This window comes from Gemmatimonadaceae bacterium, from assembly GCA_016720905.1.
Lineage (GTDB): Bacteria > Gemmatimonadota > Gemmatimonadetes > Gemmatimonadales > Gemmatimonadaceae > Gemmatimonas.
Map to the genome: position 1 here is coordinate 91,275 of JADKJT010000034.1, position 15,644 is coordinate 106,918.

The 15,644-nt window shown below is 64.0% G+C and carries 18 protein-coding genes; 4 read left to right on the plus strand and 14 right to left on the minus strand.

What is annotated here, in order from left to right:
* Positions 1–32: 32 nt before the first annotated feature.
* Complete coding sequence (locus tag IPP90_21665) at positions 33–461, plus strand: SET domain-containing protein-lysine N-methyltransferase (GenBank protein MBL0173241.1); 429 nt, start codon at positions 33–35, stop codon at positions 459–461.
* A 79-nt stretch (positions 462–540) separates the two neighbouring features.
* The gene (locus IPP90_21670) at positions 541–1,179 is read left to right on the plus strand and encodes a c-type cytochrome (GenBank protein MBL0173242.1); all 639 of its coding nucleotides are present in this window, start codon (positions 541–543) and stop codon (positions 1,177–1,179) included.
* A 7-nt stretch (positions 1,180–1,186) separates the two neighbouring features.
* Here the strand turns inward: IPP90_21670 and IPP90_21675 are convergent, their stop codons facing one another.
* From IPP90_21675 to IPP90_21725, 11 genes are all read right to left on the minus strand, one after another.
* The gene (locus IPP90_21675; protein ID MBL0173243.1) at positions 1,187–1,687 is read right to left on the minus strand and encodes a hypothetical protein; all 501 of its coding nucleotides are present in this window, start codon (positions 1,685–1,687) and stop codon (positions 1,187–1,189) included.
* Positions 1,688–1,700: 13 nt separating this feature from the next.
* On the minus strand, positions 1,701–2,612 hold the full coding sequence (locus IPP90_21680; protein MBL0173244.1) for a GNAT family N-acetyltransferase: 912 nt from the start codon (positions 2,610–2,612) through the stop codon (positions 1,701–1,703).
* Between the two features lie 41 nt (positions 2,613–2,653).
* Complete coding sequence (locus IPP90_21685; GenBank protein ID MBL0173245.1) at positions 2,654–3,832, minus strand: patatin-like phospholipase family protein; 1,179 nt, start codon at positions 3,830–3,832, stop codon at positions 2,654–2,656.
* Entirely contained in the window at positions 3,825–4,187 is a 363-nt protein-coding gene (locus tag IPP90_21690; GenBank protein MBL0173246.1) for a TfoX/Sxy family protein, read from the minus strand. The genes IPP90_21685 and IPP90_21690 overlap by 8 nt, the downstream gene beginning before the upstream one ends.
* 21 nt (positions 4,188–4,208) lie before the next feature.
* On the minus strand, positions 4,209–4,676 hold the full coding sequence (locus IPP90_21695) for a RidA family protein (protein ID MBL0173247.1): 468 nt from the start codon (positions 4,674–4,676) through the stop codon (positions 4,209–4,211).
* 34 nt (positions 4,677–4,710) lie between these two features.
* Positions 4,711–5,256 carry a YaeQ family protein gene (locus tag IPP90_21700; protein MBL0173248.1) on the minus strand — a complete coding sequence of 182 codons (546 nt, stop codon included), beginning with the start codon at positions 5,254–5,256 and terminating at the stop codon, positions 4,711–4,713.
* Between the two features lie 9 nt (positions 5,257–5,265).
* Positions 5,266–6,192 (minus strand): branched-chain amino acid transaminase, encoded by a 927-nt coding sequence (locus IPP90_21705; protein MBL0173249.1) that lies wholly within the window; start codon positions 6,190–6,192, stop codon positions 5,266–5,268.
* Positions 6,193–6,221: 29 nt separating this feature from the next.
* Positions 6,222–7,010 (minus strand): SDR family oxidoreductase, encoded by a 789-nt coding sequence (locus tag IPP90_21710; protein ID MBL0173250.1) that lies wholly within the window; start codon positions 7,008–7,010, stop codon positions 6,222–6,224.
* Positions 7,011–7,013: 3 nt separating this feature from the next.
* A complete protein-coding gene (locus tag IPP90_21715) occupies positions 7,014–7,397 on the minus strand; it encodes a cupin domain-containing protein (protein ID MBL0173251.1) in 384 nt (127 codons plus the stop codon).
* A gap of 108 nt (positions 7,398–7,505) precedes the next feature.
* Positions 7,506–8,138, minus strand: a complete 633-nt coding sequence (locus IPP90_21720; GenBank protein ID MBL0173252.1) for an NAD(P)H-binding protein — start codon at positions 8,136–8,138, stop codon at positions 7,506–7,508.
* Positions 8,135–8,716, minus strand: a complete 582-nt coding sequence (locus tag IPP90_21725; protein MBL0173253.1) for a hypothetical protein — start codon at positions 8,714–8,716, stop codon at positions 8,135–8,137. The genes IPP90_21720 and IPP90_21725 overlap by 4 nt, the downstream gene beginning before the upstream one ends.
* A 110-nt stretch (positions 8,717–8,826) precedes the next feature.
* Here IPP90_21725 and IPP90_21730 point away from each other — a divergent pair, with 110 nt between their 5' ends.
* Positions 8,827–10,515, plus strand: a complete 1,689-nt coding sequence (locus IPP90_21730) for a formate--tetrahydrofolate ligase (GenBank protein MBL0173254.1) — start codon at positions 8,827–8,829, stop codon at positions 10,513–10,515.
* Between the two features lie 53 nt (positions 10,516–10,568).
* Here the strand turns inward: IPP90_21730 and IPP90_21735 are convergent, their stop codons facing one another.
* The 3 genes from IPP90_21735 to IPP90_21745 all read right to left on the minus strand — a co-directional run bounded on the left by IPP90_21735 (position 10,569) and on the right by IPP90_21745 (position 14,600).
* Positions 10,569–11,330 (minus strand): YigZ family protein, encoded by a 762-nt coding sequence (locus IPP90_21735; GenBank protein ID MBL0173255.1) that lies wholly within the window; start codon positions 11,328–11,330, stop codon positions 10,569–10,571.
* Positions 11,234–12,646, minus strand: coding sequence for a DEAD/DEAH box helicase (locus IPP90_21740; GenBank protein ID MBL0173256.1), 1,413 nt, complete (start codon positions 12,644–12,646; stop codon positions 11,234–11,236). Before IPP90_21740 ends, IPP90_21735 begins: the two co-directional genes overlap by 97 nt.
* 145 nt (positions 12,647–12,791) lie before the next feature.
* On the minus strand, positions 12,792–14,600 hold the full coding sequence (locus IPP90_21745; GenBank protein ID MBL0173257.1) for an ABC transporter ATP-binding protein: 1,809 nt from the start codon (positions 14,598–14,600) through the stop codon (positions 12,792–12,794).
* Between the two features lie 74 nt (positions 14,601–14,674).
* Here IPP90_21745 and IPP90_21750 point away from each other — a divergent pair, with 74 nt between their 5' ends.
* On the plus strand, positions 14,675–15,643 hold the full coding sequence (locus IPP90_21750; protein MBL0173258.1) for an acyl-ACP desaturase: 969 nt from the start codon (positions 14,675–14,677) through the stop codon (positions 15,641–15,643).
* Position 15,644 lies beyond the last annotated feature (1 nt).

Genomic DNA, 15,644 nt, shown 5'->3' on the forward strand with positions numbered 1-15,644 from the left:
TGACGCCAGTTGTCGACTCACTGCCCTTCGAAATCCGTCGCTCGCCCGTTCAGGGCCTGGGCGGCTTCGCCATACATCACATTCCTGCTGGTACGCGTCTCATTGAGTACGCCGGTGAACGCATTACGCCGGCGGAATCGGAGGCGCGCTATCCGGACGTGCCCGGCGAGCGCCATCACACCTACCTCTTTGCCATCGACGATGCGGTGGTGGTTGACGCGGCGGTCAACGGCAACGAGGCGCGTTTTCTCAACCATTCGTGTGCGCCCAACTGTGACGCCGTCATCGATGAGGGCCGGATCTGGATTGAAACGCTGCACGACATCGAGCCGGGTGAGGAACTGGTATACGACTACGCCTACGTCCTGAACGAACGCCACACCCCCGCCGCCAAGCGCCGCTACCCCTGCCATTGCGGGGCCATCACCTGTCGGGGGACCATCCTCGCCAAAAAGCGGTGACAGCGCTGGCCGTCCGTGTTGCGTACAGGTAGGAGCGCGCGATAGGCTGGTGAAGGCTGTTCACTCTACTGGAGATCCCATGCGGTCGTGGTCCGTTGCAGTCGCCGTTGTTGTCACCAGCGCCGCCCTGGGGTGTGCGCATGCCAAAACTGAACCGGCCGCAGCGGCGGCGTCGCCAGTGGCCGCCAGGCCGGAGCCGGGCCGAGGGGGTCCTCCGGGTGAAGGACGGGGCGGCGCGCCGGCGGGTCCGCGCCGCGCACCGCAGCCACCCAATTGGGAGCGTCAGGACTCCGTGCGCCGGGCCCTGGTGGCCGAGGTGCTCAAGTCGGTTGAAGGACGCGAGAACGAACCGGCCGGCAAGGTTTTCAAGAACGTGCAGTTGAACAAGGCCATGCCGGTCAAGGAATTCCTGGCGATGATGAACGAGCAGTACGGGCGCAGCGTGGGCGCCAGCTGCACCGGATGCCACGCCAACACCAACGTGGCCGGTGTGCTCAAGGTGGACTACGCCAGCGAAGAGCCCAAGAAGAAGCAGATCGCCCGGCAGATGGAACGCATGACGCAGTCCATCAACAAGGATCTGTCAAAGGTGAAGGAGCTCGACCAGCCCTATATCAGGACCACGTGCGTGGTGTGTCACCGTGGTGCGGAGCACATGCCCACCACCATGGAGCCACTCAAGAACACGGAATCGCCACCAACACGGAAGAAAAGCTGACGGCTGTTTAGCCCGACTGAATGGCCTGCAGGAAATCGTCCGGCGCATCGAGGTGGACTCCGATGCGCCGGACGCGTTTGGTGACCATGCCAAAGGCACGCAGCGACACGTCGGACGTCAGCACAATCAGCACATTCGGATCGGACGGCTTGGTGATGTTCACGTAGTCCGCCGCCTGGACCGTCCCACTCTGCGGCACCTCCTGCCACGAGGGACGGACTGCCGACTGCACCTGTGCCAGTGGAACCACCCCACGCCACCGGGTGCCCAGCATCAGTTCCATGTGGCCATCTCGCACTTCCAGGGCGCCCGCGCCATAGCGCGCATTCTCGCGCCACAGCCACACGAGCGTCGCAACACTCATCGCCGTAAGAATCCACGCCGCCAGCGGTGACCGCGACGTGATCCAGAGATGCAGCACGCCTGTCTCAATGAGCAGAATGCCGCTCACGGCAACCACCACGGTGCGGCTCTGCGCGGCGAGATACGTGAAACGCCTGGTGTCCATTTCGCTCACGCCACTACAACGCTCTGGGCTGAGCAACGGTGCGTTCGTTGTGCACGTTGCCGGTATTGAGCGTTCCCGTCGGCTCGAACAGCAGCACTTCCACCTCATGTTCGGCCACCGGCCGATGCTCGACGCCGCGTGGCACGATCAAAAAGTCGCCGGCCTCGAGGGTCACACTGCGGTCGCGAAACTCCATGGTGAAGCGACCGCGATGCACGAGAAACATTTCATCCTCGTGTTCATGGTGATGCCAGACGAACTCCCCCTGGAACTTCACCAGTTTCACATCCTGTCCGTTGAGCGAGCCGGCAATCCGCGGCTGCCAGTGTTCGTCAATGCGCGTGAACGCGTCGGCCAGATTCACCTTGTCGGGCACCCGCGCCGATCCAATCGCTCGCGCCATCACGCGATCGTGCTGCACGTCGGTGCCCATATGAAACTGTGTCTTTCCAACCTCCACGAAGTCGTGCTTCTCATAGAAGCGGATGGCTTTCGGATTTTCTTCCCACACACCCAGCCAGAGGGTGCGCCCGCCGCGCGATTGCGCTGTCGTGAGACACGCCTCCATCAGATGCGCCGCGACACCGCTGCCGTGGAAATCGTGGTCGACATAGAACCGCTGGATCTCCACTGGCATGTCGCCGTGCACGCTGGGATGGGTGGCGCCGTGCCGCAACAGCGCGAAGGCGCCCAGCGCGCCGTCTACCTCAACCAAAAGGTACGTGCAGGCGGGATCATTGATTTCCGCCAGTTGTAGCGACTCGCTGAATGCCGACTTGACGTAAGCCGCGAGTTGCGCGGGGTCGTTGTCGGGGCCGAAGGTCCGGGTGAAGATCCGCTGAGAGATCTCGGCGACGGCGGCGGCATCGTCCGGCGTCGCGTGACGGATGCGGAGCTGGTGGGTGGGGCGAGGGAGTGCGGGCATGGGTGGAGAATAACGTCGCGCCATGCGGCCCGCCGAATACTCTAGCGCGCCGGCGCGCCCGGCCGCGCATACGCCGACGGCACCACATCCCACGGCGCCGCACCGCGCGCCTTGGCAAACCCCAACGCATCCAATCGATGCATGAAGTCGCGGTCGAACAGCTTTTCGGCCCCCGGCGCCAGCGCTTCCTCCGATGGCAGCGTCGCCACGCGAAACTCCACGCGCAGCCCCGGAATTCCCGTGCTCACCGCACGCGCCAGCACGTCCAGCAATTCCAGGGTCTGCGGCTGGTGCGCGTAGAACAGCATGTAGTTCGATCGCGTGGCGATCTGCTTGCGATTGGACGGCGTGATGATTTTGGGCTCGGCATGTGCCCACAGGTTCATCAGGACATACACGCGAATGGTCACGCCACGCAGCCCCCGCTCGGCCAGCATGGTGGCCAGTCGCTCGTAGTCACCGTAGGTCAGCAACGGTAACACGTTGGTGATCACACCGCCGTCGCCATGCACATGCCCGTCCACCATCACCGGTGGAAAGACGCCTGGAATGGCCGTGGCCGCTTTCAGCAGCTGGCGACTGCGCGCCAGACCGTTGGCCGTGCTGTCCAGCGCATCGTTCAGTGCCCAGGTGCGACCCGTTCCCAGGTCGTAGTCGGTGGTGCCGAACACAATCTGGCGATCCACCGCAAACGCGCCCCGCAGTGCATCGCGGAACTCTCCGTTGATACTCTGATCCAGCGCACGATCGTACCGCGCCGTGTTGACCAGGCCGCCTGTTCGTTTGAGCCAGAACCACCAGTCGAAGGTCGGGGCGACTCGGTCCTGCGCCTGTCGATACAGCTCGCTCAACGTATCGATGGCGGCCGCAGTGCCCAGCAGCGCATAGGGCGCCTGCAGCGCGCCGGTACTGATGCCCGTCACCAGATCGAACGTCGGCAGACTCGCCTCTGCGCGTGAGCGCCAACCGCGTAGGAATCCCGCGCCAAACGCGCCGTTCTGTCCGCCGCCCGAGAGCATCAGCACGTCCAACGTCTTGTCACCGCGCATCGCCGCCCGACGCACCAAACGCGCCAACACGCTGTCGCGCGTGACCTGTTCGGCGCGAGCAGCCTCCGCCGCATCCTGCTGTAGTTGCGGCAGCGTGGTGGGTGGGCGGTGAATGGTCGCGCAGCCGGGCAAGAACGCCATCACCAGCACCACCGAGAGAACGCTACGCACGTTTCCCGCCCTTTCTGGGTCGTCGCATTCGCGCGCGCCGGGCAACGTCCACCGCCTTCTCCGCCCACTCCGCCAGTCGCTCCGGATCCTCGATCAGGTCGGCCGACACTTCGTAGTACTGCATGACTTCACCACCTTCGCCAAACGGCCGGAACGGGCCCATGCCGATGGCCTCGAAGTCTGATCGTGTTTCGTCATCGACCTTGAAGTACAACGTGTCGTTGTCCATCAAGGCGAAGAACAGGTCGGCGCTATACACGCCCACGCCGCCAAACATGCCACGGGCGCGAACCGCCGGCAGCACCCGACCCAGCTGGTCCAGAATGAACGCGCGATAATTCGCACTGACGGCCATACCAGAGGACTCCGTCTCGGATTACTTGCCAACCACGGCGAGGCACTCGATCTCCACGCGCGCATTGAGCGCCAGCGCCGTGGCCCCGAACGCGCTGCGTGCCGGCTTGTTGACCGGGAAGAACGTCGCATAGATGCCGTTCATGGCCGGCCACTCCTTCATGTCCGCCAGAAACGCGGTGCACTTCACCACGCGCTCCATGGACGAGCCGGTTTTTGACAGCACATCGGCGATGTTCTTGAGCGTTTGCCGAGTTTCCGCTTCAATGCCACCCGCCACCAGCGCCCCCGTGCTGTCCGTACCGATCTGGCCGGCCAGGTAGAGCATGTCGCCCACGCGCACCGCCGGTGAAAAGGGGTTCTTCGGTGGACCGTATGGTGTCAGGAACTCGATCTTCGGCGGTCCCTCGCGCGACTCGCCGTCTTCGTCCGCGCAGGCCGACAACACGATCGCGCTCAGACACAGCAGTCCTCCCAGCCACTTCGTCATCTGATGCTCCGCTTGAATGGAGTAATGGCGTGGTTCACGCCGGCTGCAACGACCACTGGGTGACCGCACCCGACAGCGTCGCTCCGTTCACGTCGAGGTAGATCATGCCGTCGGTGACCGACAACGAAAACTTCATGCGACGTTCGAGGCGCTCACAAAATGCCGCTATGAGATCCCGGTCAATCGCAAACAGCGGAATGTCCGCCGACCGATGAATGCGCTCACCCGTCCACTGCCGCTGCACCTGCGCCGGATCGCGGTGCGTGTACACGGCCACCTGCGGTGACGCCTTGGCGGCCTTGTGCAGGCGTGCCGCATCGGGTGCACCGATTTCGATCCAGACTTTCATTGCCCCCGTCAGGTCGCGCACGGATATCGTGGGATCGTCGGCGTCGGACACGCCCTTGGAAAACACGATCCCTTCGGCGTATTCCAGACAGTACGCGAACACGCGCGCCGTGAAATACTCCGGCGATTCCGACGGATGCATGGCCACCCGCAGCGCCAGCGACTCGTAACACCCCCGATCCACGTTCGACAGGGTGATGTCGAACGTGTACACGGTTGAGGTCAGCGCCATGACGCGCGGTTAGCGTACATGCGTCAACCAGCCGAACGTGTCATCGGCACGCCCGTGGGCAATATCGAGAAACGCCTTCTGGATACGCTTCGTGACGGGACCCGGCTTGCCGGCGCCGATGTTGATCCGATCGACACTGCGCACCGGTGTCAGTTCGGCCGCGGTGCCAGTGAAAAACACTTCGTCGGCCATGTACAGCATTTCGCGCGGGATGGCCTGTTCCTGCACCGCAAGGCCCTCTCGCTTGGCGAGGGCCATGATGGTGGCCCGCGTGATGCCGCCCAGCAACGAACCGTCAAGCGGCGTGGTGATCAACCCGCCGTCCACCACCAGGAACACATTCTGACCGGAGCCTTCGCTGACGGTGCCATGCGTGGAGAGCGCAATGCCTTCCGCGTACCCGTTGGCCAGCGCTTCCATCTTGATCAACTGTCCGCTCAGATAGTTGCCGGCAATCTTGGCCAGCGCCGGCACCGTGTTGGGCGCCATGCGATGCCAACTGGACACGCACGCATCCACCCCATTCGCCAGCGCTTCATCACCCAGATACGCGCCCCACGGCCAGCACGGGATATACACCTCGATGGGACTTTCGAACGGCACCATGCCCGAGGCACCGTACCCGCGCACCACCATCGGACGGATGTAGCACGATTCGACGTTGTTGCGCACCACCAGCTCGCGCGTGGCATCGATCATGTCGTCAATCGAATAGGCCAGCTCTATCCGGTAGATCTTCACCGAATTGACCAACCGCGTGAGATGCTCGCGCAAGCGGAACACCGCCGGTCCCTTTGGCGTGTGATAACACCGGATGCCCTCGAACGCCGCCGACCCGAACTGCATCGAATGGCTCAATACATGGACCTGGGCGTCGTCCCAGCGAATGAACCCGCCGTCCTTCCAGATCCACTCGGTTGCTTCGATACGGCTCATGCGATGCTCGGTGAGAAAGGGAGAAAGTGCTACAACAGGGTATTGACAGTGCCACCATCAACCAGAATGGCTTGCCCGGTAATGAAGCCCGCGCCGTGTGACGCGAGGAATGCGATGGTCGCGGCCAATTCGTCGGGACGTCCAAGACGCCCTGCCGGTGTCTGTGCAACCCATCCGGCATACACCGCATCACGCGTCGCGCCCGTGCGCTGCGTGGTGGCGGCCGCCAGTGACTCCAATCGCTCCGTCGCGGTAAATCCGGGGAGGACGGTGTTCACGGTGACACCGTCGGCAGCGACTTCGTTCGCCAATGTCCGCAGGTATCCGGTCACCGCCGCGCGCAAACTATTGCTCAACACCAACGACGGAACCGGTTCCTTGACCGCCTTCGAGGTAATGCTGATCACGCGTCCCCACTTCCGTGCACGCATCCCCGGTACGAATGCCCGCGTCAGTTCAACCGCGCTGCGCAACAGCAGTTCGCTGGCGCGTGTCCACGCCGCCCAGTCGTGTTCCATGGCCGGCCCGGTAGGCGGACCACCGGTGTTGGCCACGAGAATATCGACCTGTCCATAGCGCGCCGTGGTATCTCGCACGACCGCCTCGAGGCCTTCCACGGTGGAGAGATCGGCCACCATCGACAACACCGGTGCACCGAGCGCTTCCAATCGCGACGCCGCCGCCGCAATCGCATCCGCATCGCGTGAACAGATGGCCAGCGCACAACCTTCGCGCGCCAACGCCTCGGCCGTGGCGTACGCGATGCCTTTGCTGGCCCCGCACACCAGCGCCACCTTGCCGCGAATTCCGTAGTCCATCGTCTAGCGCGTACCGCGCAGATACGCGTCGCTGCCGTCCAGCCAATCCTGACGCGGCGGATCGAACACGTCCACATCCAACGTGTCTTCCAACGCTTCGGCCCGGTGACGCACGTGACTGGGAATCACCAGCACCTCGCCCGCGTGCACGTCGGTAAACGTGTCCCCCGGCGCATCGGCGTGTTCGCCAATCCAGAAGCGCAGCGCGCCCGACAGGATGTACGTGAACTGCTCGTTGTGATGATCATGCGCCGGCACGATGGCGCCCTTCTTGAGATGCACGTGCGCCAGCATCATGCGCTCGGAGTAGATGAGCTGCCGACTGATCAGCGGCGATAACTGTTCGAGCGGGACGTCGGTCCAGGCGAGTTTGCGAGTGGGCTGCATGGGTCGGAAGTGGTTGAGGGAACGAATAAGAAAGACGGGAGACGGGAGACGAAACGGGAGACCCTCAGTCGGCTGGACTTCTCCAGTCTTCAGTCTCCCGTCTCTTCGTTACACGTCTCTCACATACATGGGCGTCGCGGCCACCGTCGGCCGCTCGAGTTCTCCAACCAACAACCGCGCCAGTGCCGTGCGAGAGCAATGGCTGCCCAACCCCACCTTGACGGCCGGTCCGGCCAACACCTCGCCGCCGGCTTCATCGGTCAGACGCGGCGGTTTTACCAGCATCCAGTTCAACTTGCTGTTGCGCACCAGACGCTCCTGCTCGTCGCGATCATCCATGATTTCGGATTGGCCGGTACGGCGCACCCCGAACGACATGAGCTTGAGTCCGATGGACACGTTGCCTGGCATGGCGCCGATCATCGCACCGGTCTGGCAGATGAGGCGCGGCACTTCCTGCGTGCGCATGCCGGCAATGATCGCTTTCGTGGCGGCCGCGCAGAACACCTTGGGGTTCTTTGCGTGCGGTCCCAGAAACACCACGGCGGCATCGGCGCCGCGCAGCACTTCGCGAACGGCCGTCGGATCATTCAACGCGCCCACCACCACCGTCGCCGTATCAGGCGATGGCTCGGCCGGCGCGGTGCGGTAATGCAGGCGTTGCAGCAGTCCCGCTTCCGCAGCGAGCTGCACGAACGCCCGGCCCGTGCGCCCCGAAGCGCCGAACACCGCCACAATCATCGCGACACCGCCGCGATCGAGTCCGCCAACCGACGAGCGCTGGCGTACGAGGCGCCTTCCGGTCGCCAGGTGGTGAGCGAGTCGGTGCCGCGATAGCCGAAACGCAATCCGTTGCACACCGTCCATCGCCCGTCAGCATCGGCAATGACATCCCACTCGAGCACATCGCGACGCACCCGAATACGCGCGACAAACCGGTTCGTGGCGCGTCGATCGATGTCCTGTTCGGCCACGGTCACGACTTCAGCGCGACCCACGATCGTGTCGCCTCGAGTCTCAAAGGGGAGCAACGTATATCCGGCGAGCAAGGTAGTCGGGAAATAGGACTGACCACCTTCACCGCACGCGGTCAGCGTGTCGAGGGCAATCGGGTCCGATGTGGATTCACGAGACGCATCAAGAAACGCCCGCACAACACGTTGCGCGGTCACCAGCACTGCGGAGTCCGGTGGCGTGGAGGGGATTCCCGTCGCCTCCCGAACTCCGACGTCGCCTCCGAGACCAGGTGTCGACGCCTCGCCGCACGCCACCAGCATCACGAGGACCAACAGGCTGCCGGAAGCAACGGTAAGACGCATGCCACAAGTTGCACCCCCGGGGCGCCTCGCGGGAGCGCCGGAAGCAGACGAGATTGTCCCCGTCCTGCGGCGCGTCCGCATTTCCTGTCCTCTTCTCGGAATCTCCCGCAATGTCGTCGTCTGTCCAACCCCGAGTCCCCTCCGATATCGAAATCGCGCAGGCCGCGCGGATGCGTCCGATCACGGAGGTCGCCGCCGATATCGGTTTGGCTCCCGACGACATCGACCAGTACGGACGCTACAAGGCCAAGCTGCCCCTCGCTCTCGCCACCCAGCCGGCCAAGGGACGACTCGTGCTGGTGACTGCGATCAGTCCGACCCCTGCGGGCGAGGGCAAGAGCACCGTCAGCGTGGGGCTTTCCCAGGCGCTGCGCCGCCTCGGCAAGAACGCCATTCTCTGCATGCGCGAGCCCAGTCTGGGACCGGTGTTCGGCGTGAAGGGTGGGGCCGCCGGCGGCGGATATTCGCAGGTCCTGCCAATGGACGACATCAACCTCCATTTCACGGGCGACTTTCACGCCATCTCCAGCGCCCACGCGCTGTTGTCGGCGCTCATGGACAATCACCTGTACCATGGCAATGCCCTCGGACTCGACACCAAGCGAATCACCTGGCCGAGGACCATCGACATGAACGACCGCGCGCTGCGTCAGGCCATTATCGGCGTTGGCACCGGCAATGGCGCCGTGCGGGAAGAACGCTGGGTGATCATCCCCGCCAGCGAAGTCATGGCCATTGTGGCGCTCGCCTCCAGCGCCGCCGATCTGGAGCAGCGGCTGGGCAATATCATTGTCGGTGCCACCGCCGGCAGTACCAAACAACCGGTGCGCGCGCGCGACCTTGGCGCCACGGGCGCGATGACCCTGCTGCTCAAGGACGCCTTGCGTCCCAATCTCGTGCAGACGCTGGAAGGCGGACCTGCCTTCATTCACGCCGGGCCGTTTGGCAACATCGCGCACGGGTGCAACAGCCTGGTGGCCACACGCAGCGCGCTGGCGCTCGGTGAGATCGTGGTGACTGAAGCCGGGTTCGGTTCCGACCTGGGCGCCGAGAAGTTCTTCGACATCAAGTGCCGCGCCGGTGGACTTCGGCCGGAGGCTGCCGTCCTGGTGGCCACTGTGCGCTCGCTCAAGATGCAGGGTGGCCTGCCCAAGAACGCGCTCGATCAGGAAGACCTTGGCGCGCTGGAGCGCGGGTTGCCGCATCTCGCGCATCACATCGCCAATGTCCGCCAGTTCGGCGTGCCCGTGGTGGTCGCCGTCAACCGCCGGCTTACCGACACGGAAGCCGAAGTGGCGATGGTGATGGACTACGCCGCCAAGCATGGTACGCCGGTGACGATGTGCGATGTGTGGGCCAAGGGCGGTGAGGGTGGTGAAGCGCTGGCGCAGGAGGTGCTGCGTCTGCTGGCCGAAGGCACCGCCGACTTCAAGCCGCTGTACGACGCCGCGCTGCCCATTCGCGACAAGCTCAACACCATTGCCACGCGTGTGTACGGCGCCGACGGCGTGGACGTCACACCGGCCGCGCAGCGGTCCATCGAGTATCTGGAGTCCATCGGCATGGGCACCACGCCGGTGTGCATCGCCAAGACGCAATACTCGCTCACCGACGATGCCACGCGACTCGGCACGCCGAAGGGATTCCGTCTCACCGTGAACGAGGTCTACGGATCGGCCGGCGCCGGATTCGTGGTGGCCAAGTGCGGCGACATCATGACCATGCCGGGGTTGTCGAAGAAGCCGGCCGCGGAAGGGATGAAGCTGCGGCCGGATGGCACCATTGAGGGGCTGAGTTGAAGAAGACGGGAGACGGGAGACGGGAGAATGGAGACGGACGATCCGACCGATCCTCAAGCGTCCGGTTGGACGTCTCCCGTCTTCCGTCTCCCGTCTCCCGTCTCCACTTCCCCCTGCCCCCGAGTGACATCCATCACCGCTTGACGCAGTCCCGCCGCCTGTTCCTCCGGGCACCGCAGATGAAACATCACGTCGACGCCGAATGCTTCTTCAACGACGTCCACTTCAAATGCGGGAAAGAGCTGTTGCACGGCGCTGATGGCGGGATACCCCACGCGCACGATCACGTCCACGCGCGTCACGCGCATGACGCGCGGCACTGATTCCAGCGCCTGTTGCACGGCCGCGCTGTACGCTTTCACCAGACCACCGGTGCCCAGCTTCACGCCGCCAAAATAGCGCGTCACCACGGCGGCGATGTCCCCCAGTCCGCTGTGTTGCAGCACGGTGAACATCGGGCGGCCGGCGGTCCCATGCGGTTCGCCGTCGTCGCTCAGTCCAATACGATCGCTACTGCCCGGTGCGCCGATCACATACGCCCAGCAGTTGTGCGAGGCATCGGAAAATTCGCGCTGGACTTCGCGGATGAACGCCTGTGCCTCATCGACGGTGGCCGTGGGCGTGACGGTGCACACAAACCGACTGCGATCAATCACCAGCTCCGTGCGATGTCGACCCGCTGGAATCGGGTAGCGCGGCGTGGCGGGAACGCGTTCAGTCACGACCCGGTCGACGCGGCCCACGGCGCGCCGACGAACCCGATCCGGCACCCGACGCGCCACGACTTGGTGCACCCGCCGGCTTGGACTCCGCATACGGCGACGCCTTCGGCGCGGGGCGGGCGGCAGGCTTGGGCGCTGACGAACGGGACGCTGCCGGCGGGTGCCGATCCACCACGGCGCGCCAGCTTGGCTGCGGCACGTGCGCGATCGTCCGCCTTCTTCTTGCGGATCTCCGCAATCCGTTCGGCAATCGGCACTTCGAGCTTGGCTTGCGGCTTGGCGTAGTAATCAAAGCCCGGCACCGTAATGCGCGGCAATTGCTTGCCGATGGCGCGCTCGATCTGTTTCAGCTCGCCTTCTTCTTCCGGCGACACAAACGTGAACGCCTCACCCGTTTGCTCGGCGCGGGCCGTGCGCCCCACGCGATGGATGTAGTCGTCCGGCGCCACCGGCACGTCGAAGTTGACCACGTGCCCCAGTGATTCCACATCGATGCCGCGCGCCGCGATGTCTGTGGCCACCAGCACTTGGTACGCGCCGTCCTTGAATCCGGCCAACGCCTGTGTGCGCTGCGACTGCGAGCGATTGCCGTGAATGCGCTCGGCCTTGATGCCGTTCGTCACCAGCTGCGACGCGAGACGATTGGCCCGATGCTTGGTGCGCGTGAACACGAGGGCCTGCGGCATGTCGCCGCGCTTGAGCAATTCCACCAGCAGCGCGCTCTTGAGCTCCTGCGCCACCGGATACACCGCCTGCGTGATCCCCTTGGCCGGCGCCGATTGACGCTGGAGGTTGAGCGTCACCGGCTTGTTGAGCATCTCCTGCGACAGCGCGGCGATCGGTGCCGGCATCGTGGCGCTGAAGAACAGCGTCTGCCGTTTCCGGTTCGGCAGGTGACGCAGGATCTTCTTGATCTCCGGCAGGAAGCCCATGTCCAGCATGCGATCGGCTTCATCCAGCACCAGGAACTCCAGCTGGTCGAGCTTGGCGTACGGTTGCCGGAAGTGATCGAGCAATCGGCCCGGCGTGGCGACGATGACATCGACGCCGCTGCGGAACGCATGTTCTTGCGGTCCCATCCCGACGCCACCAAACACCGCCGCTGCGGAAATCGGCGTGTGGATGGCCACGTCGTTCAGACTTTCGTGAATTTGCGCCGCCAACTCACGCGTGGGCGTGAGGACCAACCCCCGCGTTGCCCCGCGCGGCTTGGCCATCAACTGGTGCAGGATGGGCAGCAGAAACGCGTAGGTCTTCCCGCTGCCGGTCATGGCGCACGCGAGAATGTCGCGACCCTCGAGTCCGGGCGGGATGGCATCCGCCTGAATGGGGGTCGGCCGGGCAAACCCCAGCTCCTTGAGGCCGCGGTGCAGGTTGGGATGCAGCGCGAAGCTGGTGAACGTCGGCAAAGTGCTCAGAATCGGGTCCAGGTCATGAGGTAGACCTGAAAGGTGGCTGTTTTGCCACCGAATAGGCAGTGACCACCGCAACCGGCCAGTTCTGGCCGGCCGGCCGGACGTCTCCCGTCTTTCCTTCTCCCGTCTCCCGTCTTTCCTACCCTGTGGCCGCTATCTCCTCGCCCGGATTCACAAACTGATCCACCTCAAACTGATACTGCCGGTTGTACAGGTCGCGATACCGGCCACCCAGGGCCAGGAGTTCGGCGTGTGTGCCGCGCTCGACAATCTGCCCCGCCTCGAGTACCAGGATCTGGTTGGCACTGGTGATGGTGGACAAGCGGTGCGCGATGACAAACGTCGTGCGTCCCGAACGCAAGCGACGCAGGCCTTCCTGAATGGCCTGTTCGCTTTCGCTGTCCAGTGACGAGGTGGCTTCGTCGAGAATGAGCACGCGCGGATCGGCCAGGATGGCGCGGGCAATGGCCACGCGCTGACGCTGGCCGCCCGACAGCTTCACGCCACGTTCGCCCACGATGGTGTCGTACTGCTGCGGGAAGCCCGAGATGAACTCGTGCGCATTGGCAATCTTTGCCACCGCCTGCACTTCTTCATCCGTCGCGCCCGGCTTGGTGAAGGCGATGTTTTCGCGCACCGTGCCGTCGAACAGGAAATTGTCCTGCATCACCACACCCAGGTGGCGGCGATACTCGCGGAGCTTGAGCTCCGACAACGGCTCGCCGTCAATCAGAATCTTGCTTTGTTGCGGCTGCGCAAACGCCATGATCAGCGAGATCAGCGTACTCTTGCCCGAACCGCTGGAGCCCACCAACGCGGTGGTGGTGCCGGCGGGTGCCGTGAACGTCACGCCCTTGAGCACCGGGACATCCTTTTCGTACTCAAACCAGACGTTGTCGAACTCCACGCGACCCACCACGGCGGGCACGGCGTTCTTGCTGGTGTCTTCCTGATCTTCCGTGGCCATGTCGCGCAGCTCGCGAATGCGATCCAGCCCGGCAAACGCCTCGGTAATCTGCGTGCCGATGCTGGCAATCTGCACCAGTGGCATGGTCACCATCGCAATGAAGAACACGAACGTGATGAGACTGCCCACTGTCATGCGGCCCTCGATCACATCACGTCCGCCGACATACATCGCAATGAGGCCAATGACGCCCACGACGGCCAACCCCAGCGTGCCGGTGAGTGACGTGCCCGTGATCGTCGCCGCGATATTCTTGAACAGCTTCTGGACGCCCACGCCGAACACCGCCTTCTCCCGCTCCTCGGCCGTGTACACCTTGATCAGGCGGATGCCGCCGATGGTTTCGGTGAGCCGGCCCGTCACTTCCGCAGTGATGATACTGCGCTCGCGGAAAATCGGACGCAGCCGCTTGAATGCGATGCTCATGCCCGCCCCGAAGAACCCGAGGAAGACCAGCGTGACGAGCGTCAGCTTCCAATTCAGGTAGAGGAGAACACCCAGCGCCGCGATGGCGCTCAGGACGCCACCAGTGAGCTGAATGAGGCCCGTGCCGATCAGGTTGCGGATGCCTTCCGGGTCGTTCATCACGCGCGACACGAGCACGCCACTCTTCGTACTGTCGAAAAAGCGCACCGGCAAACGGATGAGATGCCCTTGCACCTCCTCACGAAGCCGGGCAATGGCCTGCTGCGCCGCAACGCTCACGACTTGCGAGAGCGCATAGCCAGTGATGGACTGGACAATGGTGGCACCAAGGCCGGCCAGCGCGATCAGCCCAAGCATGCGGATGTCGCGGTTCGGCAACACGGTGTCCAGAACAAACTTCGTGGACAACGGCAACACAAAACCGGCCGCACGGCTGAACACCATGAGCGTCAGCCCGATGCCGACAGACTGGCGATGCGCATAAATCAGGGCGCGGGCTTCGGCCCAGGCGCGCTTGGTGTCGTACTTGGGTTTCTTGGGAGTGGGAGAGGCCATTCCGGAAAGTACATCGCCGACGCCGGGTTTGCCGCCGTCTTGTGCGGCCCTTCACCCGCTATTTGCTTCTCAGTATGCACATACCCAGCGCGGAAACCATCGCGAAGATGGAAGTCCTCGCCGACCTCGAGGCCGATGTCGACGAGCTCATGGTGGCGCATGAAGCCAAGCGCATTCTCTGGTTTCCCAGCGAGCTGCTGGCCCCGCCGCCGGACACCGACCCGGATGCTCACGTGAAGGGGCTGCGCGACCGCGCCCGCGGCATCAGCATGCCGGGCCGGGTCGCGCTGGCGCTCAACCTGCTCACCGAGGAAGGACTCCCGCACTTTCATCGCTTGCTGGCCGTGTACCTGGGCAGCGATTCGTTTTGGGCGCGCTGGACCAACCTGTGGACCGCCGAGGAGGATCGACACGGCGCCATTCTGCATGACTACACCCGGGACAGTCAGATTCTGAACAACCCGGTGCTTGAGAAGATGCAGTTCGAGTATCTGCGCGCCGGCTTCGAACCTGAGTGGGACAAGGATCCCTACCGCGTGTTCGTGTACACCACGCTGCAGGAGCGCGCCACGCAGGTCAGTCACGCCAACACCGGCAAGTTGGCCAGCGAATACGAGCCGCTCATCGGCACGGTACTGTCCAATGTGGCCAAGGAAGAGGCGCGCCACTACGTGTTCTATCGCGCCATCTTCGAGAAGGTGCTCAAGCGCGATCCCAACGGCGCCATGCTGTCGGCGGCAGCCATCATGCCGTCCATCGAGATGCCGGGCGTGAACATGCCGCATTTCCGCGAGATGGCCGACGTGATCCGCCGCGCCGGCATCTACGGACCGCGCGACTATCTCAAGATTGTCGAGGAGCAGATCAAATACTGGGCCATCGACGCCGTGGACGGGCTCAACGAGATGGGACGAAAGGCGCAGGAGAAGATCATGGCCGTGCCGGCGCGCCTTGAACGCGTGGCCGACATGATGGAGACCCGCAGTCGCGCCAAGACGTTTTCATTCGCGGTGGCGTTCCAGCGCGAATTCGCCATGGACTGAG

Bases quoted from the DNA above. Each gene is read 5' to 3' on its own strand.
- IPP90_21735 (MBL0173255.1), bottom strand. From the start codon at position 11,330: ATGCGGAGTCCAAGCCGGCGGGTGCACCAAGTCGTGGCGCGTCGGGTG.
- IPP90_21680 (MBL0173244.1), bottom strand. From the start codon at position 2,612: ATGCCCGCACTCCCTCGCCCCACCCACCAGCTCCGCATCCGTCACGCG.
- IPP90_21750 (MBL0173258.1), top strand. From the start codon at position 14,675: ATGCACATACCCAGCGCGGAAACCATCGCGAAGATGGAAGTCCTCGCC.
- IPP90_21695 (MBL0173247.1), bottom strand. From the start codon at position 4,676: ATGACGAAGTGGCTGGGAGGACTGCTGTGTCTGAGCGCGATCGTGTTG.
- IPP90_21725 (MBL0173253.1), bottom strand. From the start codon at position 8,716: ATGCGTCTTACCGTTGCTTCCGGCAGCCTGTTGGTCCTCGTGATGCTG.
- IPP90_21730 (MBL0173254.1), top strand. From the start codon at position 8,827: ATGTCGTCGTCTGTCCAACCCCGAGTCCCCTCCGATATCGAAATCGCG.
- IPP90_21690 (MBL0173246.1), bottom strand. From the start codon at position 4,187: ATGGCCGTCAGTGCGAATTATCGCGCGTTCATTCTGGACCAGCTGGGT.
- IPP90_21710 (MBL0173250.1), bottom strand. From the start codon at position 7,010: ATGGACTACGGAATTCGCGGCAAGGTGGCGCTGGTGTGCGGGGCCAGC.
- IPP90_21715 (MBL0173251.1), bottom strand. From the start codon at position 7,397: ATGCAGCCCACTCGCAAACTCGCCTGGACCGACGTCCCGCTCGAACAG.
- IPP90_21670 (MBL0173242.1), top strand. From the start codon at position 541: ATGCGGTCGTGGTCCGTTGCAGTCGCCGTTGTTGTCACCAGCGCCGCC.
- IPP90_21705 (MBL0173249.1), bottom strand. From the start codon at position 6,192: ATGAGCCGTATCGAAGCAACCGAGTGGATCTGGAAGGACGGCGGGTTC.
- IPP90_21720 (MBL0173252.1), bottom strand. From the start codon at position 8,138: ATGATTGTGGCGGTGTTCGGCGCTTCGGGGCGCACGGGCCGGGCGTTC.
- IPP90_21675 (MBL0173243.1), bottom strand. From the start codon at position 1,687: ATGGACACCAGGCGTTTCACGTATCTCGCCGCGCAGAGCCGCACCGTG.
- IPP90_21700 (MBL0173248.1), bottom strand. From the start codon at position 5,256: ATGGCGCTGACCTCAACCGTGTACACGTTCGACATCACCCTGTCGAAC.
- IPP90_21745 (MBL0173257.1), bottom strand. From the start codon at position 14,600: ATGGCCTCTCCCACTCCCAAGAAACCCAAGTACGACACCAAGCGCGCC.